Annotated in this window: 21 protein-coding genes; 13 read left to right on the forward strand and 8 right to left on the reverse strand. The window is 65.3% G+C overall.

Annotation, left to right across the window (positions count from 1 at the left end):
• Positions 1-151: 151 nt before the first annotated feature.
• From G6N07_RS00700 to G6N07_RS00735, 8 genes are all read left to right on the forward strand, one after another.
• Positions 152-1048: a glycoside hydrolase family 26 protein gene (locus G6N07_RS00700; protein WP_235849652.1), complete on the forward strand. Its 897-nt coding sequence runs from the start codon at positions 152-154 to the stop codon at positions 1046-1048.
• On the forward strand, positions 1045-2283 hold the full coding sequence (locus G6N07_RS00705; protein WP_085189380.1) for a PP2C family protein-serine/threonine phosphatase: 1239 nt from the start codon (positions 1045-1047) through the stop codon (positions 2281-2283). The genes G6N07_RS00700 and G6N07_RS00705 overlap by 4 nt, the downstream gene beginning before the upstream one ends.
• Complete coding sequence (locus tag G6N07_RS00710; RefSeq protein ID WP_085189382.1) at positions 2280-4256, forward strand: glycosyltransferase family 2 protein; 1977 nt, start codon at positions 2280-2282, stop codon at positions 4254-4256. Before G6N07_RS00705 ends, G6N07_RS00710 begins: the two co-directional genes overlap by 4 nt.
• Positions 4256-4597: an STAS domain-containing protein gene (locus G6N07_RS00715; RefSeq protein ID WP_085189384.1), complete on the forward strand. Its 342-nt coding sequence runs from the start codon at positions 4256-4258 to the stop codon at positions 4595-4597. Before G6N07_RS00710 ends, G6N07_RS00715 begins: the two co-directional genes overlap by 1 nt.
• Positions 4584-4997, forward strand: a complete 414-nt coding sequence (locus G6N07_RS00720) for an ATP-binding protein (RefSeq protein WP_085189386.1) — start codon at positions 4584-4586, stop codon at positions 4995-4997. The genes G6N07_RS00715 and G6N07_RS00720 overlap by 14 nt, the downstream gene beginning before the upstream one ends.
• A gap of 265 nt (positions 4998-5262) precedes the next feature.
• On the forward strand, positions 5263-7398 hold the full coding sequence (locus G6N07_RS00725; RefSeq protein ID WP_085189388.1) for a DUF4185 domain-containing protein: 2136 nt from the start codon (positions 5263-5265) through the stop codon (positions 7396-7398).
• A gap of 30 nt (positions 7399-7428) precedes the next feature.
• On the forward strand, positions 7429-7905 hold the full coding sequence (locus tag G6N07_RS00730) for a hypothetical protein (protein WP_085189390.1): 477 nt from the start codon (positions 7429-7431) through the stop codon (positions 7903-7905).
• A gap of 92 nt (positions 7906-7997) precedes the next feature.
• Positions 7998-9281, forward strand: coding sequence for a DUF7159 family protein (locus G6N07_RS00735; protein WP_085189392.1), 1284 nt, complete (start codon positions 7998-8000; stop codon positions 9279-9281).
• Here the strand turns inward: G6N07_RS00735 and G6N07_RS00740 are convergent, their stop codons facing one another.
• On the reverse strand, positions 9282-9500 hold the full coding sequence (locus tag G6N07_RS00740) for a hypothetical protein (RefSeq protein ID WP_133055520.1): 219 nt from the start codon (positions 9498-9500) through the stop codon (positions 9282-9284). It abuts the gene before it with no gap.
• A gap of 155 nt (positions 9501-9655) precedes the next feature.
• Between G6N07_RS00740 and G6N07_RS00745 the strand changes: the two genes are divergently transcribed.
• Together G6N07_RS00745 and G6N07_RS00750 are read left to right on the forward strand one after the other, a co-directional pair.
• Entirely contained in the window at positions 9656-10342 is a 687-nt protein-coding gene (locus G6N07_RS00745; protein WP_179959931.1) for a VldE C-terminal domain-containing protein, read from the forward strand.
• Between the two features lie 116 nt (positions 10343-10458).
• Positions 10459-11340 (forward strand): glycoside hydrolase family 16 protein, encoded by an 882-nt coding sequence (locus G6N07_RS00750; RefSeq protein WP_085189396.1) that lies wholly within the window; start codon positions 10459-10461, stop codon positions 11338-11340.
• A gap of 713 nt (positions 11341-12053) precedes the next feature.
• On the opposite strand, the gene G6N07_RS00755 is transcribed toward G6N07_RS00750, so the two are convergent.
• Positions 12054-12542 (reverse strand): very short patch repair endonuclease, encoded by a 489-nt coding sequence (locus tag G6N07_RS00755; protein WP_099050176.1) that lies wholly within the window; start codon positions 12540-12542, stop codon positions 12054-12056.
• Positions 12543-12585: 43 nt separating this feature from the next.
• A complete protein-coding gene (locus tag G6N07_RS00760; RefSeq protein WP_085189400.1) occupies positions 12586-13968 on the reverse strand; it encodes a DNA cytosine methyltransferase in 1383 nt (460 codons plus the stop codon).
• Between the two features lie 59 nt (positions 13969-14027).
• On the opposite strand from G6N07_RS00760, the gene G6N07_RS00765 reads away from it, so the two are divergent.
• From G6N07_RS00765 to G6N07_RS00775, 3 genes are all read left to right on the forward strand, one after another.
• Positions 14028-15383: an ATP-binding protein gene (locus G6N07_RS00765; protein ID WP_085189402.1), complete on the forward strand. Its 1356-nt coding sequence runs from the start codon at positions 14028-14030 to the stop codon at positions 15381-15383.
• Positions 15376-16323, forward strand: a complete 948-nt coding sequence (locus tag G6N07_RS00770; protein WP_085189404.1) for an O-methyltransferase — start codon at positions 15376-15378, stop codon at positions 16321-16323. The genes G6N07_RS00765 and G6N07_RS00770 overlap by 8 nt, the downstream gene beginning before the upstream one ends.
• A 216-nt stretch (positions 16324-16539) precedes the next feature.
• Positions 16540-17013 carry a hypothetical protein gene (locus tag G6N07_RS00775; protein ID WP_085189406.1) on the forward strand — a complete coding sequence of 158 codons (474 nt, stop codon included), beginning with the start codon at positions 16540-16542 and terminating at the stop codon, positions 17011-17013.
• A gap of 91 nt (positions 17014-17104) precedes the next feature.
• Here the strand turns inward: G6N07_RS00775 and G6N07_RS00780 are convergent, their stop codons facing one another.
• From G6N07_RS00780 to G6N07_RS00800, 5 genes are read right to left on the reverse strand one after another with little or no spacing between them, the layout of a single operon-like run.
• Positions 17105-17581, reverse strand: a complete 477-nt coding sequence (locus G6N07_RS00780; RefSeq protein WP_085189408.1) for a phage protease — start codon at positions 17579-17581, stop codon at positions 17105-17107.
• A 14-nt stretch (positions 17582-17595) separates the two neighbouring features.
• Positions 17596-18471, reverse strand: a complete 876-nt coding sequence (locus G6N07_RS00785) for a major capsid protein (protein ID WP_085189410.1) — start codon at positions 18469-18471, stop codon at positions 17596-17598.
• A 16-nt stretch (positions 18472-18487) separates the two neighbouring features.
• A complete protein-coding gene (locus G6N07_RS00790; RefSeq protein WP_085189412.1) occupies positions 18488-18871 on the reverse strand; it encodes a capsid cement protein in 384 nt (127 codons plus the stop codon).
• Between the two features lies 1 nt (position 18872).
• Positions 18873-19427 carry a hypothetical protein gene (locus tag G6N07_RS00795; RefSeq protein WP_235849653.1) on the reverse strand — a complete coding sequence of 185 codons (555 nt, stop codon included), beginning with the start codon at positions 19425-19427 and terminating at the stop codon, positions 18873-18875.
• Between the two features lie 35 nt (positions 19428-19462).
• Complete coding sequence (locus tag G6N07_RS00800) at positions 19463-19861, reverse strand: helix-turn-helix domain-containing protein (RefSeq protein WP_235849654.1); 399 nt, start codon at positions 19859-19861, stop codon at positions 19463-19465.
• Between the last annotated feature and the right edge of the window lie 2 nt (positions 19862-19863).

Genomic DNA, 19863 nt, shown 5'->3' on the forward strand with positions numbered 1-19863 from the left:
CGACAAGCCGGCCCGGGAGTCTGAGGTTGCCAGGTCATCTGCCGCCGGCCGTTCAGACCACCATCCCGGCGCACCCACCGAACGCTGATCCACCTTCCTGGCGATTGTCCGACAGCGGTTCACGATTTCGCTTAAGGTTGACCGGGGTTCGGTGAGCGGCGGGGTGGGTATGGATGCGCGTGTGCTGCTGGGGCTGAGCACTCCTGCGGGAGTGTTCGGTCTCGACGAGGTCGCCGCCACCGGCGCCGCCGTCGGCCGCCATGCGGATCTGGTCCTCTGGTACGAGGACTTCGCGGCCCCCCCGCCGGTGAGCGGGGTGGCGAAGGTTGATGCCACCGGCGCCACCGCGGTGATCACCTGGGAGCCGTGGCTGTGGCGTACCGACGTGACGGGGTCCGGTACGCCAACGGTGTCCGAGATCGCGGGGGGCCGGCACGACGACTACCTGTTCGCCTGGGCGGCCGCACTCGGCGGCATCGGCACACCGGTGCATCTCCGGTTCGCGCACGAGTTCAATGGCGACTGGTACCCGTGGACGCCCCGCCACGGTACGACACCGGACACCTATGTGGCCGCCTGGCGGCACACTCACGACCTGTTCTGCCGCGCCGGCGCGACGAACGTGCAGTGGGTGTGGTCGCCGGATGCGACCGCCCGCGGTGATGTGCCTCTGCGGGCATGGTTCCCCGGCGACGACCACGTCGACATCGTCGGCATAGACGGCTACAACTGGGGAACGACACGTCCATGGAGTCGGTGGACGCCTCCTGTCGAGCTCTTCGAACCCGCTGTCACCGAGGTCCGTGCGCTGACCGACCGCCCCATGATGATCGCCGAGGTCGGCTGTGCTGAAGACGGCGGCGACAAGGCCGACTGGATCTGTGCGTTCGTCGAATGGGCTGGCGCACAGCGCGACATCGACGCCGTCGTCTGGTTCGACCACGACAAGGAGACCGACTGGCGGATCACCAGCACACCGGCGGCGACGGCGGCGATGGCCGACGCTTTGCGGGCGATGGCCGACGCGCTGCGGGTGGTGACGCCGTGACCGTCGAGCCGGTGGAGTCGCCGTATGCCCTGCCGCCGGAGGTGGAGGACGAACGCGTCCGCTCCCTGGCTCAGTTGCACCTGCTCGACACCCCGCCCGAGGAACGCTTCGCCCGGATCACCCGCATGGCGCGCTACGTCTTCGGTATCCCGATGGCGGCTGTCGCCCTCGTCGACCGGGACCGGCAGTGGTTCAAACAGGCCGACGGCCTCGGCATGGGATCCAAGCCGCGTGGCAGGACGATCTGTCAGGCGACCATCGCCCGCAGCTACGAGCAACCGGACAGTCCGGCGCTGATCATCGAAGATGCCGCCGCCAGACCGGAGTTCGCGATGATTCCAGGAATCGGAGGTCCGGGCGGCATCCGGTTCTACGCCGGTTACCCGCTCTACGGACCCGGCGGGCACCCCGTCGGCACCTTCTGCATCTACGACACCGAACCGCGAGCGCTGAGCGAAGCGGAGCTGTCGACGTTCACCGGGCTCGCCTCCTGGGCGCAAAGCGAAATCGAACAAGGCGACGACATCGAACGCGCCGCCGAGGTTCAGCGACACCTGCTGCCACGCGCGCTCGGCGATCTGCCCGGCTATTCGGTGTGCGCAATGTGCCTGCCCGCCAACGCTGTCGGCGGTGACTTCTACGATCACTACCGGATCGAGGGCGGCGCGGTGTTCACCGTGGCCGACGTGATGGGCAAGGGTCTGGGCGCCGCGATCCTGGCCGCCAGTGTCCGCTCCGCGCTGCGCGGCGCGGCCCGCGCGGTCGACCGCGCCGAATGCACGCTGTCTCCCGACGACGTCGTCAACTCCGTCGCCCTACAGTTGGCCGAAGACCTCGGCAGCACCGACACCTTCGTCACGCTGTTCCACTGCCACCTCGACACCGCGACCGGAACTGTGCGCTACGTCGACGCCGGCCATGGGTTCGCGGTGGTAGTGCGCGCCGACGGCCGCGTCGACGGACTCGACAGCGCCGGCCTCCCGCTCGGTGTGCTACCCGAGGAGACATGGGCGTGCGGCGAGACGACACTCGGCGAGGGCGACACCCTGATCGTGGCATCCGACGGTGTGCTCGACCTGGTCGGCGACGGCAGCGATGTGCTGCCGGCGCTGCGCTTCGTCGCCCACCACGCCGAACCCGCCGACCTGTGCGGCCGCGCCCGCGCGCTGGTCGCCGAGAAATCACCGCTGGACGACGTCACGCTCGTGGCAGTGCGCCGAGAGCCGACCACGTGAGGCACCAGCTGCCCGACACCCGTACCGGCACGTACCCGTCGCCATGGTTGCGGTTGCTGATCCTCTGCACCGCGCTGCTGGGCGTCAACTACATCGTCTGGCGCTGGCTCGAGTCGATCAACTGGGCGGCCTGGTGGATCGCGGTGCCGCTGGTGATCGCCGAGACCTACAGCGTCATCGACTCGCTGCTGTTCGGGATGACGATGTGGAAGATGTTGCATCGCAACCCGCCGCCGCCGCCGCCCGACGACGCGACCGTCGACGTCTTCATCACCACCTACAACGAACCGATCGACATGGTGCTGGAGACGGCCGAGGCCGCCGAGCGGATCCGCTTCCCGCACTCGACGTGGATCCTGGACGACGGCGACCGCCACGACCTGGCCGAAGCGGCGGCCGAGCGCGGCATCGGTTACCTCACCCGATCGTCGAGTTGGACGTCGGACAAGCCGCGGCATGCCAAGGCCGGCAATCTCAACAATGCGCTGTTCCAGACACACGGCGAGTACATCCTCGTACTCGACGCCGATCAGGTGCCCGAACCGGACATCCTCGACAAGACGCTCGGGTATTTCCGCGACCCCTACATGGCGCTGGTGCAGACACCGCAGTATTTCCACAACGTGCCGTTCAGTGACCCGCTGGGAAGCCAGGCGCCGCTGTTCTACGGGCCGATTCAGCAGGGCAAGGACGGATGGAACGCCGCCTACTTCTGCGGGTCAAACGCGGTGCTGCGCCGGGAAGCGTTGATGCGCCTTGGGGTTCGCGGGTATGTTCGGGCCGTCGAAGAAGGTGTCCGTCGGACGCTCTACGCGGCCGGCAAGATGATCAAGTCGGCGCGCAAACAGCCCGGCGGTGACCAACCCGAGGTCCAGAAGGCGCTGGAGTCGGTGGTAAAGGCGGTACGCGACGCGCGCGGCCAGCTGCGCGAGAAGCGTGCCCTGGCCGACATCACGTTCGGCTTCCAGCAGCGTGTCGACGCGGCGGCGCGCACGGTGGTCGACGCCGACGTCACCGCCATCCGCGCCGATCTGGAGGTCATCACCGCGCTCAGCGCGAGCCCCCAGAATACCGCGACGACAGTGGTGTTCGACGACGAAGCGCTGGAGTCGCTGGCCGGCCGGGAGTGGTCACCGCTCGGTGCCATCGAATCGATCGGTGCGATGATCCGCGCCGTCGACGTTGGGCGCGACGACGAGGCCCAACCCATGCTGCCGATGGCGACCATCTCGGTCACCGAGGACATGGCGACGTGTATGAGATTGCACGCACTGGGCTGGAAATCGGTCTACCACCACGAAGTCCTCGCCCGCGGCCTGGCGCCCGACGACGTGCGCACCATGCTGACGCAGCGGCTGCGCTGGGCACAGGGAACCGTCCAGGTGATGCTCCGGGAGAACCCGTTCGTCCAGAAGGGGCTCTCCATCGGACAGAAACTCATGTACTGGGCGACGATGTACAGCTACCTGGCCGGCTTCGCCGCGCTGGCCTACATCGCCGCGCCCGCGATCTACCTGATCTTCGGCATCATGCCGGTGACCGCCTACAGTTGGGACTTCTTCGGCCGGCTGATCCCGTTCCTGGTGCTCAACCAGTTGATGTTCATCATCATCAGCCGCGGCACACCCACCTGGCGGGGTCAGCAGTACAGCCTCGCGCTGTTCCCGGTGTGGATTCGGGCGTGTTACACGGCCTTCCTCAACGTGGTGTTCGGTCGACCGCTGGGTTTCGCGGTCACCCCGAAGACACGGCAGGAGGCTACGGCAATCCCGTGGCATCTGGTGAAGTGGCAGCTGGCCGCCATAGCGATGCTGGTGATCGCGTCGGTCATCGGCATCGTGCAGCTGTACTTCGGCGCGATCTCCGTACTGGGTGTGGGAGTGAACCTCTTCTGGGTGCTGTTCGACCTGTTGATTCTGAGCGTGGTGTTCCAGGCGGTGCGTTACCGCGGGCGCCGGGACCAAGGAGTGTGATGAGCAACTACGCGACCCGGACGACCGATTCCGGTGTTCTGGTGATCCGGCCGGAGGGGCGCTTGAACATGGTGGCCGCACCGGCGCTGCGCAAGCAGATCCACGAGCTCGTCGACGGCGGCAGTACCCGTGTCGTCGTCGACCTCAGCACGACCGAATTCATCGACAGCTCGGGCCTCGGCGCGCTGATCTCCGGCCTCAAGGTAGCCAGGCAGGCCGGCGGCGACCTCCGGATCGCCTCGCCGACCAAGCAGGTGACCACGGTGTTGGAACTGACCAATCTGAATCGCGTTCTCAGTACCTATGATTCGGCTGACGGCGCCTTCGATGGCGACGCCTGATTCGTCGGTGGTACTTGAGACCACGACGGGGCCGGACACCCTCGACGCCGTTCAGCGCACACTCGACACGCTGTGGGCCGAACACGACGTAGAAGACATGGTGCGCATCCATGTCGATCTCGCGGTCGGCGAGATCGCGGCCAACATCATCGAGCATTCAGGCGGGGGTGACCCCGTCCGGATGCGTATGGAGGTGACGCTCGACGTGGACGCAGTGCGCACCACCTTCTTCGACGATGGCCACCCCTCGCCGGTCGACCTCGAGGAGGTCAGCATGCCCGAGGAGTTGTCCGATCGTGGGCGTGGCCTGGCCATCGCGCACCGGGTGCTCGACGAGCTGTCGTACCGCCGTGATAGCGAGGGCAACCACTGGACGCTGGTCCGCAGTCGCACTGCGTGAGGTGGTGGTCGGACTATCCGGAGGCGGTCAGATGGCAGAATCTGTGCGCCGCAGCGACAGGTCGGCTTCATTGTGCGGACAGCGATCAATGGGTGTCGCGCCTGGCGCGTCCGAGCGGTGATCAGCAATCCGCAAGTGGGGAAACGAAAATCTCTGGCGGAAATTGCGACTTCAAGCAAATTTGCCGCTATCGTCAGTGGACCACGGAAGCAGTGCCGTGGTGATTCGGATGGCGTCGGGGGATGCATCTTCAAGGGGAAAAGCGATGGATGCTTCGGCGTACATAGGCCGTGTCGGCGGCTTGGCGGTGGCACTGGGGGTGGGCGCCGCAGTGATGATCGGGCCCCCGGGAACGGCGATCGCCGGAACCGGGGGAGAGTCGTCGTCGCAGGCTCCATCCGACGACGGACCGAAACCTGCTGCGGAACATGGTGATTCGATGCAGCAGTCGGACGCCGCCGATACCGACGAGGCCGATACCGACGAGGCCGAGAACGACGAGGCCGAGAACGACGAGGCCGAGAACGACGGGCCCGCCGATCTGGAGAAGCGTGACGACGACGGCGAGGAACCGGTCGTGGAGGAACCGGTCGGCGAGGAACCGGTCGGCGAGGAACCGGTCGTGGACGAGAAGGGGGCCAAGGGCACGGATTCCGACGCGAAACTTGCGGCCGTCGATCCAGTCGCCCTGAAGCGTCAGTCGCGCGATCGTGCGGGCGACGCGCTGGAAGCCGCGAAGTCGTCAAAACCCGAGGAGCCCGTAACCCTCTCCAAGACAGTGGGTGTCGACCGTACCGTCGTCGATGCGGCGGCGCAGAAGGCCACCGAACATCCCGCCGCAGCGGCGCGGACGGTGCTCGTCGACAACGTCGAGGAGGTGGTGCAGTCGGTGGTGCCGCAGGCCACGGCGACCATCACGGCGATCACCACACCCACCGCGGCACGCGACCCCGCTCCGGTCATCAACCGGTTGCTCGCCGCATTCGGCCTCGGTTCGTTGCGCAACCTGCCGTCAGTACCCAGCCCGGCATGGGCGCTGAGCGCCTTGCTGGCGCTGGGCTCGCGACGCGAACTCGACCGGTCACTGGCGACGAGTTCCGTCTCGACGAGCGCCCCCACCGTGTCCCTGGCCGCCACGGCTCCGTACGACCCGGCCAAGGACTACAAGGTCACCCCGGTCACCGTCAGCGGGAACACCGTGCGGATCACGAACGTTACCGGTCCCGGCGGCCTGAACAACACCACCACCCGCTTCGGGATCGGCGGTACGGACCTGGGCATCATGTGGGACAACGGGATTCCCGACAACCCGACCACCGCGGTCAACGAACATCAGGTGCTCATCGCGTTCGGCGACACGTTCAGCAACCGAACGCCGGTCCGCACCGGCGTGTGGCGGATGAACGCGCTGTTGCGCAGCACCGACACGATGCTGTCCAACGGCATGTACATCCCCGACGGCATACCGCACGACCCCGGCATGTACAGCGGCTCCCCGATGACTGACCCGAACTTCTCGCGCGAGATCATCGGAAACTACCACTACGGCGTCGGACCGGAAGTGACGATGATCCCGACGGCGGCGATCTCGGTGCCCGGTGCCGGCAAGGACGGCACGACGCGGCAGTACATCAACTACATGGCCGTGAAGTCCTGGGATACGCCCGGCCGCTGGACGACCAATTACTCGGCCATCGCGTATTCCGACGACAACGGCCAGAACTGGACCGTGGTGCCGGAGTCGTCGGTACGTCCGTCCGCCGCCGGTCGCACGGTTCTGCCGTTCGTCAACGGCGATCAGAACTTCCAGCAGGGAGCCTACGTCCGCAAGTACACGGTGGACCCCGTCACCGGTAAGCCGTTGAAAGACACGGTGGGACAGGAAATCACCGACGGCTACATCTACTCGTACGGCACTCCGGCGGGACGCGCGGGCACGGCGTACGTGTCCCGGGTCGCCGAAGTCGACATCCTCGACAAGACGAAATACGAGTACTGGAACGGGACGTCGTGGACGCCGGGCAACCCGGCGGCCGCCAAGCCGATCCTGCCGTCGTCGACCACGACGAGGTTCTTCGGACTGGTCAAGACCACCACCTATCCCACGGTCAGTGAGATGTCGGTGCAGTACAACAGCTACGAGACGACGTACGTCATGGTGTACGGCGACAAGAACAACAACATCGTGATGCGCAAGGCGGATTCACCCGAGGGGCCGTGGTCGGCACCGATCACGCTGGTGTCGGCGTCGAAGATGCCGGGGCTGTACGCGCCGATGATCCATCCGTGGTCCTCGACGGACAACGTCAGCGCCGAGGACCAGAAGTACCTCTACTGGAACCTGTCCACGTGGGGCGACTACCAGGTCAAACTCATGCGCACCGATCTGACGAAGGTGTAGCGCCACGGCCGCCGCGGAGACAATCGGGAGATGAAGCGAAGGACGCTCGCCACGCTGGCCCTCAGCGCTGCCGTACTGGGCCTGCCGGCCACGGCCGCCGCGCACGCCGCTCCGCCGACCCCGCAGCCGGGAGCGGACTGCCCACCTGCGGTGGAAGGTGCGTTGTCGCACACCGCCGACGACACCGTCGTGCAGTGCACCGCGAGCCGCTGGGAGGTCCAAGGGGGACCGTACCCGTCGAGCAACCGCTGGTTCTCCGGTGGCGACGGTCTCGACCTGCACGGGCAGGGGATGCGCCACCCCGAGATGATGTCGGGGCCGTGGACGGGGATCCCGCAGGATCCCGCCGCCCGGTGCCGTGCCGAGCAGGCTGCCGTCGTGAGCGCCGGGAAGGTGGGGCAACCGCAGGTCGCCGAGGGTGAGCCGGGACAACCGCTGCGATTCGAGGTGCTGCCGGTGATGTTCACGATCCATCTCAGCGGCAACTGTCTCTGGCAGGCCGGCTGAGCCCTGGTCGCAGGACCGTTGCCGGGGCGAACTTGAATCGCGCTCGCACAGCGGTATGGTCAGTCCCAATTGTGCAACCAGAGGAACGATCAGTGGACCTAGTACTCGGCGTGTCGGTGACATCGGCGGCGCTTCGCTTCGTGCTCGTCGAAGGAGCGGCAGGTGACGGCGCCACCGTCGACAGTGGAACGCTTGCCATGCCGGCTCCCGGTGACAGCCTCGACGCACTGGTCAGGGCGGTATCCGGTGAGGGCCCGTACGCGGCGGCGCCGGGACAGCTGCCGTTGGCCGTCGGGGTGACCTGGACCGACGGCATGGCCAAACAGGCGAGCACCCTGATGGCCGCCCTGACCGCGAGAGGGGCGCAAAATGTCGTCGCGCTCTCTCCGGCGGAGTCCGCCGCCGCGCTGGCCGCCGGACTGGGTGACCTTGCCGCGCACACCGAAGTCGCAGTGTGCGTCGCCGAACCCGACGTCGCGCTCGTCGCGCTCGTCACCGCCGACACCGTGCATGTCGACCAAGTCGCCCGCGACGGCGCCGGACCGCTCGCTCGCCTGGTGCAGGAGGCGGCCGACTCGGCCGAGGGGTACCCCGAGGCGGTCTACGTCCTGGGCTCGGCCGACGATGTCGACGCGGTGGTCACCGCGCTCGCCGGCCGGGTTACGGCTCCGGTGCTGTCTGCCGCAGAGGCCGACCTAGCATTGGCGCGGGGTGCGGCTTTGGCGTCGGCTCAAGGGTCTGTCGGGGTCCACGCCCACGCCCCGCTTCCGCTGGCTCAGGTGACCACCTACGACCCGAGGCCGTGGCTGGCCTGGCGGATCCCCGCACTCACCTCCGTGCTGGGCGCAGCGCTCGTCACATTTGTCGTGTCGGTGTCCGTCGCGCTGGGCCTGGAGTTGACGCCGCAGATCCGGTCCGACGACGCGGCGACCCGCCAGGTGGCCAGTGCCTCCGATCAGGGCAAGGCCGCGATCAGCGCACCCGGTCCCGCGGCGCTCCAGAAGGCGCCGAAACCGGCCGCGCCGCCGCCTCCACCTCAGGCGCCGCCGGCACCGCCGCCCGAGGCGGCCGTCCCGGCGGTGGACACGGCCCCCGCCGCGCCGGCCCCGGAACCGGAGGTCGCCCCGGTCATCGAGCCGGTGTACGCCGCACCCGAGGTGGCGCCGCCGCCGGCGCCGGTCTACGTGCCGCCGGACCCACCGGTGTACGCGCCGCCCGCACCGGCCTACGTCCCGCCGGCACCCGTGGCTCCGGCGTTCACACCGCCGCAGGCGGGATACGTTCCGCCCGTCGCCCCGCAACAGCCACGGTTACGCGACCGGATCATCGACCGGCTGCCGATCATCAACCGCTTCCACCAACCGCAGTACCCGTAGCTAGGCGTCCTCGCCGCGGTCACGGCGCCGCAGCACCACTCCGGCGACGCCACACAGCAAGCCGACCGTCAGCGCGACAGTGGCGACGGTGAGCCCGGCCTGACCCGCCGACGACTCGATGCCGAGCATCTGCGCGCGTCCCCAGGTGACCCACCCGATCAGCACAGCCTTCACGGTGAGGATCACCGAGACGATGCCCAGCGCAGTGGTAGGCCGCATGGGTCCGAGGGTAGGCCCGCCGGGCACATGGGCACATGGGAACTGCGGCCGGTAGAGCGATCGCTTTTCGAGCTCGACTGGCATGTGACGCCTGGTTCGTCACCGTTCCGTGACCGACCCGTGACATGACGTAGGTTTTTTCGTACAGTGCTCGGGTGGGTAGGCACTCGAAGCCCAGCGGGCATCGGCGGATTCCGTCGTCGTCGCTTGTGTTGGCGATGCTCGCCGCCCCTGCGGCTGTGGTGCTCGCCGCCGGCGCCGATGTGCACCGAGAATCTGAAACCGTCGCCGCACCCGCCCCCACCCCACTGCCGCCCGCCGAACTGCCGCCGTCCGACCTGGAGATTGACCTGGAGATCGTGGCGGCGGGGGCGGTCGGAGGCCCCGTGGACCTCAAGGTCGCGCCGAACGAGACCGTGTCCGTCGCGAACTGGAAGGTGGCCAATCGGGCCTCGTACCGCGCATTGCCGGTCGGGGTGGCGCCGGAGCAGGGGTTGCAGGTGAAGACCATCCTGGCCGCCCGCGCGATCAGTGCGGTATTCCCCGAGATCCAGCAGATCGGCGGCGTACGCCCGGATGCCCTCAGATGGCACCCCGACGGTCTGGCACTGGACGTGATGATCCCCAACCCGGCTAGCGCGGAGGGTATCGCACTGGGCAATCAGATCGTCGCGTACGTGATCAAGAACGCCGAGCGGTTCGGTATGCAGGATGCCATCTGGCGGGGCGTCTATTACACGCCCAACGGTCCGCGAGGCTTCGATAACGGGCATTTCGACCACGTGCACATCACGACAACCGGTGGCGGCTATCCCACCGGCTCGGAGACATACTTCCGCTGACGGCAATTCGCGCCGGACCGGTCGATCCTGAACACGGCCACTGGCCCATTCACTGGACATCGCGGGTTGGTGCCCGAAGAAACACGCACTCCGTTTACGGTTTGGGGGTGCCGAATATGGATCGCCGTAGCGCAATGTTGATGTTGGGGGTCGGTGTGGCGGCTGCCGCACTACCGGTTGCGAAGGCAGGGGCCCAACCCGTGATCGGCGATGTGCCGCCCGGTCCACCTCCGGGACCCGGCGGGCCGGGCGCTCCCGTAGCCGCCGCCGCGCCAGGGCCGGGGCTACTGTTCGCCGACGAGTTCAACGGGCCGGCCGGCTCGCCGCCGAACCCCGCGTCCTGGTTCATCGTTCCGGTGCGTGAGACCATTCGAAATCCCGTCGAATGGGACAAGCCCTACAACATGGGCCGCTACGTCACCGACCAGGAACACGTCTTCCAGGACGGGATGGGCAACCTGGTCATCCGAGCCACCCGCGGTCCGGGCGCCAACATCCAGGAGAGGTACGCCAGCGCCAAGATCATCGGTAACTGGCGCGGCGGCGTGGGGACGACGTGGGAGGCGCGCATCAAGCTCAACTGCCTGACCGACGGCGCATGGCCGGCGTTCTGGTTGGTCAACGACAACCCGGTTCGCGGCGGTGAAGTCGACCTCGTGGAGTGGTACGGCAACCGAGACTGGCCGTCGGGCACCACGGTGCACGCGCGGTTGGACGGCACGCAGTTCCAGACATACAAGCACCCGGTCGACGGTGACTGGCACACCTGGCGCATGACGTGGAAGCCGGAAGGCATGTACTTCTGGAAGGACTACGTGCCCGGAATGGAGCCCTTCTTCACGGTGCTGTCGAATTCGCTGCCCGAGTGGCCGTTCAACGACCCGGGCTACACGATGGCGCCGGTGTTCAACATCGCCGTCGGCGGCTCCGGCGGTCGCGAACCCGCCGGAGGCAACTATCCGGCGGATATGCTCGTCGACTGGATCCGCGTATTCTAGCTTTCGCTCCGAAACAGCAACGGAGTCCCATGTCGAACTACGGCCCACGGCCGGAGCCCGTCCCGTGGTACTGCTCACCGGCGGTGATGTTCGCCGGCGGTGGAGACGCAGACCGAGACGGTGACGATCACCGAGACCAGCACACCGCCGCCTCCCACGACGGTCGAGCCCAGTCCGTCGACCAGCACCGTCACCAGCACGACGACGGTGACAGTGACGGCTCCGCCAGCGGTTCCGCGGTCTATCGCCCGAGGGTCTGCTGAACCACACAAGTAAGTGGCGTCAACCGATCTGGGCGGACGTCGATCCACGTGCCCATCAAGACCTTCGCGAGTAGTGGTGACCGGTGCGTCGGGCAACGTGGGAACTGGCGTATGCGGATTAGCCGGCGTCCGCCAGGGCGCAGTCGGCGTTCGAGAGCGACCATCCGTCGATGAGGCCGTACGTCGAAGCGCTGCCCTCAGATGGCGCTCGCTGGTGGTCGAGCCGATGACGGGAATCGAACCCGCGTATTCAGCTTGGGAAGTCGATTCGTTGCGTATACGCGGGTCCACGTGCGTCCACCAGCGCACGTAATAGGAGCCCTGACCAGCTGGATAGATCTACGCGAACCGGGGTGGACTCACTCGGATCGCTAGAAGTTGACCGCGAGTTGTGACAACGTCGTGACAACGAGAGACACTGGCGCCCCGATCTCAGGCAGGGGAAGAGGACTAGTCTGACCGCCGGTTCGGGACTGCTTTGGAAAGCTCATGACCTCGGACTGCCGCGATCACCTGGTCGGCCACAGACTCGGGTGGATCATGCTCCCAGAAGCGCATTACGCGCCAGCCCGAACTCTCAAGACGCGCAGTTGTGTCTGCGTCTCGCTGGATATTCCCGGCGAGTTTCCTACTCCAATACTCCGAGTTCGCCTTGGCCGGCGTGGGTCGATGCTGAACGCAGCCGTGCCAGAAGCACCCATCGATGAACACCGCAATTCGCTGCCGGGTGAACACGATGTCGGCAGTTCGCCTAAGCGCGGGCTCCGGCCGAATCCCGACGCGGTAGCGAAGGCCCATGGCGTGGAGCAGCTTCCGGACCGCCAGCTCGGGTTTGGTATCTCGAGACCGATTCCCTTGCATCACCTTCCGGGATGTGGGGCTGCTCGCCCACGAAGTGGTCTCGGGCATGCGCCAAGAGTCCCATTTCGCGGATCGCATGGAAAGTCCACCGGTCGCTACTCTCGGACCACCTCGGGTTGAACTAACTACGCATGGCCTCAGAGGCCTCCAACTGGCCGTACCAGAGCCAATCCGGGTCGCCGAGCGCAACTTGTTTCATGGGCCGTTTGCTAACGGATACACGCAGGGCCTGCAAAAGCGCGCGGCCGGCGGCTGCGGCAAGCGGCGGGGGAACGCTGTTGCCCACTTGACGGTGACCATGCCAGTTAGTGCCATGGAAACGGAACCAATCGGGATAGCCATGCAGCCGCGCAGCTTCACGGACGGTGATCACCCGATTCTTATGCGGGTGGATCGGTCGGGGTGACGTATGCGAACCTCGGTCGGTGCCTGTACCAGCGCGAAGCGTCCGAGATTGTCCGTCGGGATCTAGGCGGAAGAGGTGACTTACCCCGTCAACTTTGCCGTGACGAGTCCGCGAGAAACGCTGGACCGTTTTGGGCCTGTGAACAGTTCGAAGCGAGTTTGTCAGGCGGGCGGGGTGATGGATTCGTTGCCAACTGCGGTCGCTCGGGTCAGATTCGACGCCCACGAGTCGCCTAGCGTACTCGGAACGAACGCTCAGCAACTGCCTGAGGTCTTCGGAAGTCAGCTCGACCTCGTCAGAGGAGAGTAGCCGTCGGTAACTTGTGAGATCAGGCAATCCCTCCAGCGCTTCCCGCACCGTAACTGGACTGACATCGGGAGGTGTGAGGACTGGTACGTCGCCTGCCCGGGAACCCAAGATCAATACTCGCCGTCGATTCTGCGGCACGCCGAACGACGCTGCATTAACTGGCATGTTCAAGCCGGTTACGTCGTAGCCACCGTCGACCTCAAGCCTCCTTAAAACCTCTTTGCGCAAGGCTTCGAACCGAGGTTGGAGCAATCCGGCAACGTTCTCCAAGCAGAAAACCCTCGGCTGAATCTCAACCACAAGATCGACGAACCGCAGGAGCTGACCGTTGCGCTCGTCCTGAGCATCGCGTATGCCGCCAATTGAAAACCCTTGGCACGGAGGGCCGCCCACCACTGCGTCGACGCCTGGGAACTCTCCTAGGGGATGCCGCGCCTGCCAATTCGTTCTTGCTGCGTCTACCACGTGTGTCGCGACCGCCCGGACCGAGCCCTCACTCAGGTCGCGGGTGACTACAGACGTATGGGGAAGATTGAATCGATGGGTAAGCGCGTGAATCGGATCCATCTCTACGGCGGCGACAACATCGAAACCGGCCTGTTCCATTCCAAGCGAGAGACCACCCGCGCCAGCGTACAAATCGATTGCTATAGGGCGGTAGGCTGCCACCGGACTTTTCCTCGGCACAGCCACGCCTCCGTCCTCCCGGTCTGCGACCGCCCGTGACTCCTTCGAGTCACCATATCCGGCACGACCGACAACAGGCCTGACAACGTCGGTGTGTCTCATACTCTCGAAGTGCCCAACGCATAGCCTGGCCCGGGGCGCCTAAGTCATAGAGGGGGACGATGTCGGAAAAGGTTGACGACGAACTCGTTGTCAGGGGTGAGCCAACCAAGGAGTTCTTCATCTCGATGCTCGTCCGCGACATCGGGCTGATTCCGGCCATCGTTGACTTGGTTGACAACTCAGTGGATGGCGCCCGTCGCGTTCGTCCGACGAACGGTGATGTGTCCGATCAAGCCAGGCGCTTCGACGGCCTGTACGTCGCCATCCGAATCTCTCCCGATGCTTTCGAGATCGCGGACAACTGCGGTGGTATTACCTGGGAAACGGCCAAGTCATATGCGTTTCGCTTCGGTCGTCCGCCTAGTGCGCCGGCGACACCTGGCTCGATCGGCCAGTTCGGTATTGGCATGAAACGCGCGCTGTTCAAACTCGGAAATGCGTTTACAGTGCGGTCAATCACGTCCCTAGAAGATTTCGACCTCGCCGTGAATGTCCGCGAATGGCGGAATTCGGAGTCATGGGATTTCACGGATGTCCGCCATAATTCTTCTTCGCACGGGGATGACGAGATTGGCACGATTATCCGTGTAACCGATCTCCACGAATCGGTTAGCGAGTCTTTTGCGCTTAGCCGCTTCGAGTCTGAACTCTCGGACGAGCTATCAATGCGGCACCAAAAGAGCATGAACGAAGGACTAGCTCTTTCGCTGAACGGCATACCCGTCAACGTCGACATTTTGACACTGCTCAGCTCGGAAGAACTCAGGCCCGGCCATCTCGACGACGTACTCGATGAGACCACGGACGCACCTGTCTATGTCACGATGTATACGGGTATATCTGAGTCGTCGCCCACTGATGCCGGTTGGTATGTGTACTGCAATGGGCGCTTGGTTCTAGGTCCGGATAGGACCGCCGTGACGGGGTGGGGTACCTCCAAAGGCGTTCCTCAGTATCACAATCAGTACGCGCGATTTCGCGGCTATCTTTTCTTCGAAAGCGCGAGTGTTGACAAACTGCCTTGGACCACGACGAAGCAGGGTGTGGACATGGGTCACTGGGCATATCGTGCACTTCAACCCCGGATGACCGACGCAATGAAGCCGGTAATTGCATTTCTTAACGCACTCGATGCAGAGAGGGATAATCCGTCGTCGGGCGCGCCCCTTGAGTCCTACGTAACGGAGGCTGAAAAGTCCCCGGCGTCTCTCGGGGACATCACCGACTCAAGTACCTTCACGTCGCCGCGTCGGCAGCAGGCGCCCAAACGGCCTGAGACGCAATCTATTCAATACGCACGGCCGAAAGCGCAGATCAACGCTGTCAAACGGAAGCTTAGAGCGACTTCCGCGCGACAGGTCGGGGAGGGGACCTTCGACTACTTCTACAAGCGCGAATGCTCGAACGATGACTAGCGATCCGAGCTATAGAAAGATTGACTACAGCTTGCGTCCGGCGAAGGCGATCGAGCGGAAGATGATGATTGATCTGCTTCGACGACTGGATCGATCCGCGGCGCTTTCGCATTACCGTTATGTCGGCTTCGGATCGCCGTACTTCTCGGACTTCGCACTCATGCATCGCGCGCTCGGGATCGGCGATATGGTCTCGATCGAGCATGCAAATGATCATGAGGCACGGTTTCGCTTCAATGCACCGTTCGCAACCATTGATCTCCAATTTGGAGAGGCGAGCGAAGTGCTGCCTGAACTCACATGGGCGCAACGCTCGATCGTCTGGCTCGATTACGACGGTCGACTCGACGATGTCAAATTGGAGGATATCGATTACCTCGCACGAAATCTGCCCACCGGCAGCGTCATGATTGTGTCGGTCAATGCGCATCCCTCTGCCGATCTGGATAAGCGGCTCGAGAAGGCAAAAGAAGATTTGGGTAATGCAGTGCCTCGCACAGCCTCAAACGAGTCCCTCGGCGCCTGGGGGACTGCCACTATGTACCGCGAGGTTATTAGTGAACAAGTGAAAGTATCTCTTAGTGAACGCAACGCTGGCCAGTCGGCGGCTGCACAGATCCATTACCAACAACTATTTAACTTTCACTATTCGGACGGTGCTCGAATGCTGACCGTCGGAGGCGTATTTTATGACGCGGGCCAAGAGGGGCTTTATGCAGGCTGCGCCTTCAATGATTTTGACTTTTACCGTAGTGGCGATCAGCCGTACACCATCACGGTTCCCAAACTGACATTGAAGGAAATGCGACACTTGGACGCACAGCTCCCCGCTGCCGGAGGATATGAAGGGCTCGACGAGATTGGAATTCCGATCGATGACGCCGATACATACGCCAAGTTGTATCGGTATTTTCCGAAGTTTGTCGATATCGAGGCTTGACCGCGGTATGCGCCGCGGAGCGTCTTCCCTCACTGGTCAACAGCGCAGGGGGATACGCGATTGCGGTCTGTCGCCGTCCAGCTCGGGCGCTGCCTTGCTGCTGATTCTCGCCATTCGGGTGCGCGAAAAAAAATCCTGACTACCGCTGGCAGTCAGTAACCCCCACCCCCTCAAGAAATGCAGGGGCGGGGTGGGCGGTCTGGGACGATCGTCCCCATGCCCGATGTAACCCTCGCCGGTGTGCTGATCGGCGGTATCCCCTCGCTTCTAGTCGCACTCGTTGGCGTTGGCGGCGTCATCTACACGCAGCGGCGGGCCGACGCCCGACAGGACGGTATCGCAAAGGCAAACCGAGAGTTCGAGCGCGAGTCACGGCTCCTTGATCTCCGCCGAAAGCTCGGTGCCGAATTCCTTTCAGCCGTCTGGGTGCTCGGAGGCGAGAGTCGCGACGCTATCCCTGACGGTGCCGACTACTCGGACCTCACGCAGGAAGAGACGCGCGAGGTGAACCGCACGCTTTCCGCGCTGCGAATGGCGCTCGATCCAGCGGGCCGTAAGGCGGTGCAGGCTGTGTTCGATGCGCTCCTGGCGCACGTGGGGACGTTCACACAGGAAACGTGGGACGCGATCGGCGAGGCCGAGAATGGATTGATTGCCGCTATCAACCGGGAACAGCCCTCAGTCGGCTGAGCCGGCCGCGAATGCCAGCACGCCCGGCCCACCCGCGGTCGCGCTTGCGGTGTCAGGGCCGCAGCTACGACGGTCGTGGGTGCTCGGTTGATTAGTAGAACCAGCGACCGGCCTCGGCGAGGTCCTCGGTGCTTGCCTCCACCGAGTGCCCGATTTCCGTTAAGGGGATGGCTGTCTCGTTGGGCACCGACGCGAGCACCTCGGCCATGCCGGGATCGGCCGCGATCAGCGTGACCCAATGCTTGCGGCGCGCTGGCGTGATCTTGCCCTTTGTGATCGCGTCGTCGACGGATGCCTCGACCTTCTGCTGTGCAGCGGCGGCCGCGATCTTTCGGCCCTCCTGCGCGTCGTGGCGCAGCGTGGCGAGCGTCTCTGTGTCGATGACCTCAAGGCCCGCACGCTTGGCGGCAGCGGCCACTGTGGACGGCTTTTCGGGGTTGAGGCCCGCGGCCTGTGCGGCGAGGTCCTTGGCGGTGTCGAGTATCAGGTCAACGTCGGTCGCGTCGGCGGGCAGGCCGAGCGATTCGAGCAGCGGAGCGGCCTGGTCGTCATCGAATGTGAGTGCCATCGGTTTGTCTCCTCTTACGCGGGTAGGACGATGCGCTTGGCGGCATACGGGCGGTCGACCGCGAACGCCGGCACGGCGTAGGCCTGCACCCATGTCGAGCGAGTTGAGCGGTCGTCGTACACCTCGACGGTCAGCGGTGCTTCGAATCCGACTGTGCCGACCATGGCCTTTTCGACGACGTAGGCTTCCCCCTCGGGGATGCGCGGGTTGGCGAACATTTCGAGGCCGGCCGACTTGAGCATGTCGTCGAGGCCCTCGGCGTAGGCGGTGCGAAGCTGCCGGGCCTGTGTCGGGTGAACGATGAGCAGGTCGTGAGTGACGCCGAGCTCCTCGAGGTCGGCGAGTTCCTGCGCCTCTGCGATGTGGGCGGTGGGCCGGTCGGCGCTGGGCGTGATCGCGTCGAGCGGGCCGACGAAAACGAGCTCTTCCCAGTTGGCCGCCGGGATGACGGTGCCCACGCCGGCGGCGGCAATCGCGGCCATCGTCGCGACGTCGAGCTTGCGTGTGATGGTGTTTGCGAGCTGCGTTGTCTGCTGGTCCAGCCACGACACGTCATTGCGGGCGCGTTGCTCGTCGGTGATCTGGAACTTGCCGCCCCAATCCTCGACGACGGCGAGCTTGGGCTCGGGGTCGACGCCCTCGACGACCTTGTATTCCGCTCCGGGCGTGCGCTTCTCGATGCTGGTGGTGAAGAAGTCAGACGCCTGTACGACCGAGTAGAGCAGGCCACCGGCCTCGACCTTCGCGCCGAGCGGATGAAATAGGTTAGGCAGCAATACCTGATCGTCGGCGAGTTCGGCGATGCGGCTGCGCAGGATTGTGGGCTGTTTGAGCGCGACGTCGACGGTGAGCCGGCGACCGTTGAGCTCGGGAATGAGTGCGTTGGGCATGAGCGTCGAACCTTCTCTAGTAGAGGCTGATTTCGGCGTCGGTCGCGTCTGCTGCGTCGGTGACCGCGTAGCCGACGGCGAGACCGGCGGCCTTGGTTTGCGCGGTGCCGTTCGCGCCGACCTGGACCTCGGCGTTGGCGGCGATCGCGCCCGAGGCGGTCACCCGCACGACGCGGGAGTTTCCGCGTACCACGCGCACGAGCCCGCCGCCGGCGGCGTCGTTGCCGGCCACGGCGCATGGACGCTCACCCGCGGCGGCCGGGCTCACGGCGATGTTGCCGCCGCTGGTGCGATTACCGGCGATCTTGACGAAACGCTTGGCGGTTACCGCCCCGGTCGCCTCGGCGGTGAGGTCAGCACCGGGGTCGTACACCGACGGGCTGGCGATGGTTGTCGACATGTCAGACTCCAATCGTGATGCGGTTGGTTCGCCGCCGGCGGGCGGCGGCTACTTGCACGGCGCGTCGCCGCTCGGCGGCGGCGTGGCCGGCTGGGTGAAACGTACTGGCGGCGACGGTGACTCGCCGCGCGGCCGCCACGCCGTACAGGTTGGCAACGTCTTGCAGCGAGGCGAGGGTGTCGACGCCGGGTGCGGATGCGCCGAGCAGCGCGAGGCCGGTCAGCACGAGGGGCCACACGCGGCCGTCGGGGGCCTCGTAGTCCGTGAGCGCCTCGACGCTGCGGTCGGGGTAGGCGTGCGGCAGGAGCGTCGCGACGGCAGTGGGCACGTTCACGAGGTCGCCCACCAAGGTCCTGCCGCCGTTGACGATTCGCAGGTTGTCGACGTAGCCGAGTGCCGGTGATGCGTCGCCCATCGGTCCGACGTGACCGAGCTTGACCACCGGCTTACGCAGGACCCTGGCGCGGTGTGCATCGACGGCGGCCGCTAGGTCATCGGCGCTCACGGTCCAGTCTCCGTTGCTGATCTGCCAGGTGCCGGCATGTACGAGCTCCACGCCGCGGATGGTGCGAACGTCAACGGGCACGGCGCTCACCCCTGTTTCGAGGCACGTCGCTCGGCCTCGACGATGACGGCTGCCGCATCGAATAGCCACCGCGTTCCGGTGCGCCGAGCCGGTATCCGACGGCGGCGGGCGAGGTCACGCGCCCCGTTCGGCGTGATGCCGAGTATCCGCGCGGCGTCGCCGGTGCCCATGGTCGCATAGGCGGGATCGTGCATCGAGTCGCGTTGTGCCGCAAACTCTCTGGCGCTTTCACTCACGCTTTGCGTCGAATCGCCAGTTTTATCTGTCGATTTCCGCAGTTTCGCGGTCACCGCAGCGAGCCGCGCGGCCGGGTGCGATCGCTGCCCGGCAAGCAGCCTGGCGAGCAGGTCGAGGGCGCGTGCGACGTAATCGGCCTCCTCGGCGTCTAGCAGCACGCCGCTCACTG

This window comes from Mycolicibacterium doricum (genome assembly GCF_010728155.1).
In the GTDB taxonomy this organism is placed as follows: Bacteria; Actinomycetota; Actinomycetes; order Mycobacteriales; family Mycobacteriaceae; genus Mycobacterium; species Mycobacterium doricum.

Bases quoted from the DNA above. Each gene is read 5' to 3' on its own strand.
- G6N07_RS00715 (WP_085189384.1), top strand. From the start codon at position 4,256: ATGAGCAACTACGCGACCCGGACGACCGATTCCGGTGTTCTGGTGATC.
- G6N07_RS00720 (WP_085189386.1), top strand. From the start codon at position 4,584: ATGGCGACGCCTGATTCGTCGGTGGTACTTGAGACCACGACGGGGCCG.
- G6N07_RS00725 (WP_085189388.1), top strand. From the start codon at position 5,263: ATGGATGCTTCGGCGTACATAGGCCGTGTCGGCGGCTTGGCGGTGGCA.
- G6N07_RS00730 (WP_085189390.1), top strand. From the start codon at position 7,429: ATGAAGCGAAGGACGCTCGCCACGCTGGCCCTCAGCGCTGCCGTACTG.
- G6N07_RS00740 (WP_133055520.1), bottom strand. From the start codon at position 9,500: ATGCGGCCTACCACTGCGCTGGGCATCGTCTCGGTGATCCTCACCGTG.
- G6N07_RS00750 (WP_085189396.1), top strand. From the start codon at position 10,459: ATGGATCGCCGTAGCGCAATGTTGATGTTGGGGGTCGGTGTGGCGGCT.
- G6N07_RS00755 (WP_099050176.1), bottom strand. From the start codon at position 12,542: ATGCGATCCGCGAAATGGGACTCTTGGCGCATGCCCGAGACCACTTCG.
- G6N07_RS00760 (WP_085189400.1), bottom strand. From the start codon at position 13,968: ATGAGACACACCGACGTTGTCAGGCCTGTTGTCGGTCGTGCCGGATAT.
- G6N07_RS00765 (WP_085189402.1), top strand. From the start codon at position 14,028: ATGTCGGAAAAGGTTGACGACGAACTCGTTGTCAGGGGTGAGCCAACC.
- G6N07_RS00770 (WP_085189404.1), top strand. From the start codon at position 15,376: ATGACTAGCGATCCGAGCTATAGAAAGATTGACTACAGCTTGCGTCCG.
- G6N07_RS00775 (WP_085189406.1), top strand. From the start codon at position 16,540: ATGCCCGATGTAACCCTCGCCGGTGTGCTGATCGGCGGTATCCCCTCG.
- G6N07_RS00780 (WP_085189408.1), bottom strand. From the start codon at position 17,581: ATGGCACTCACATTCGATGACGACCAGGCCGCTCCGCTGCTCGAATCG.
- G6N07_RS00785 (WP_085189410.1), bottom strand. From the start codon at position 18,471: ATGCCCAACGCACTCATTCCCGAGCTCAACGGTCGCCGGCTCACCGTC.
- G6N07_RS00790 (WP_085189412.1), bottom strand. From the start codon at position 18,871: ATGTCGACAACCATCGCCAGCCCGTCGGTGTACGACCCCGGTGCTGAC.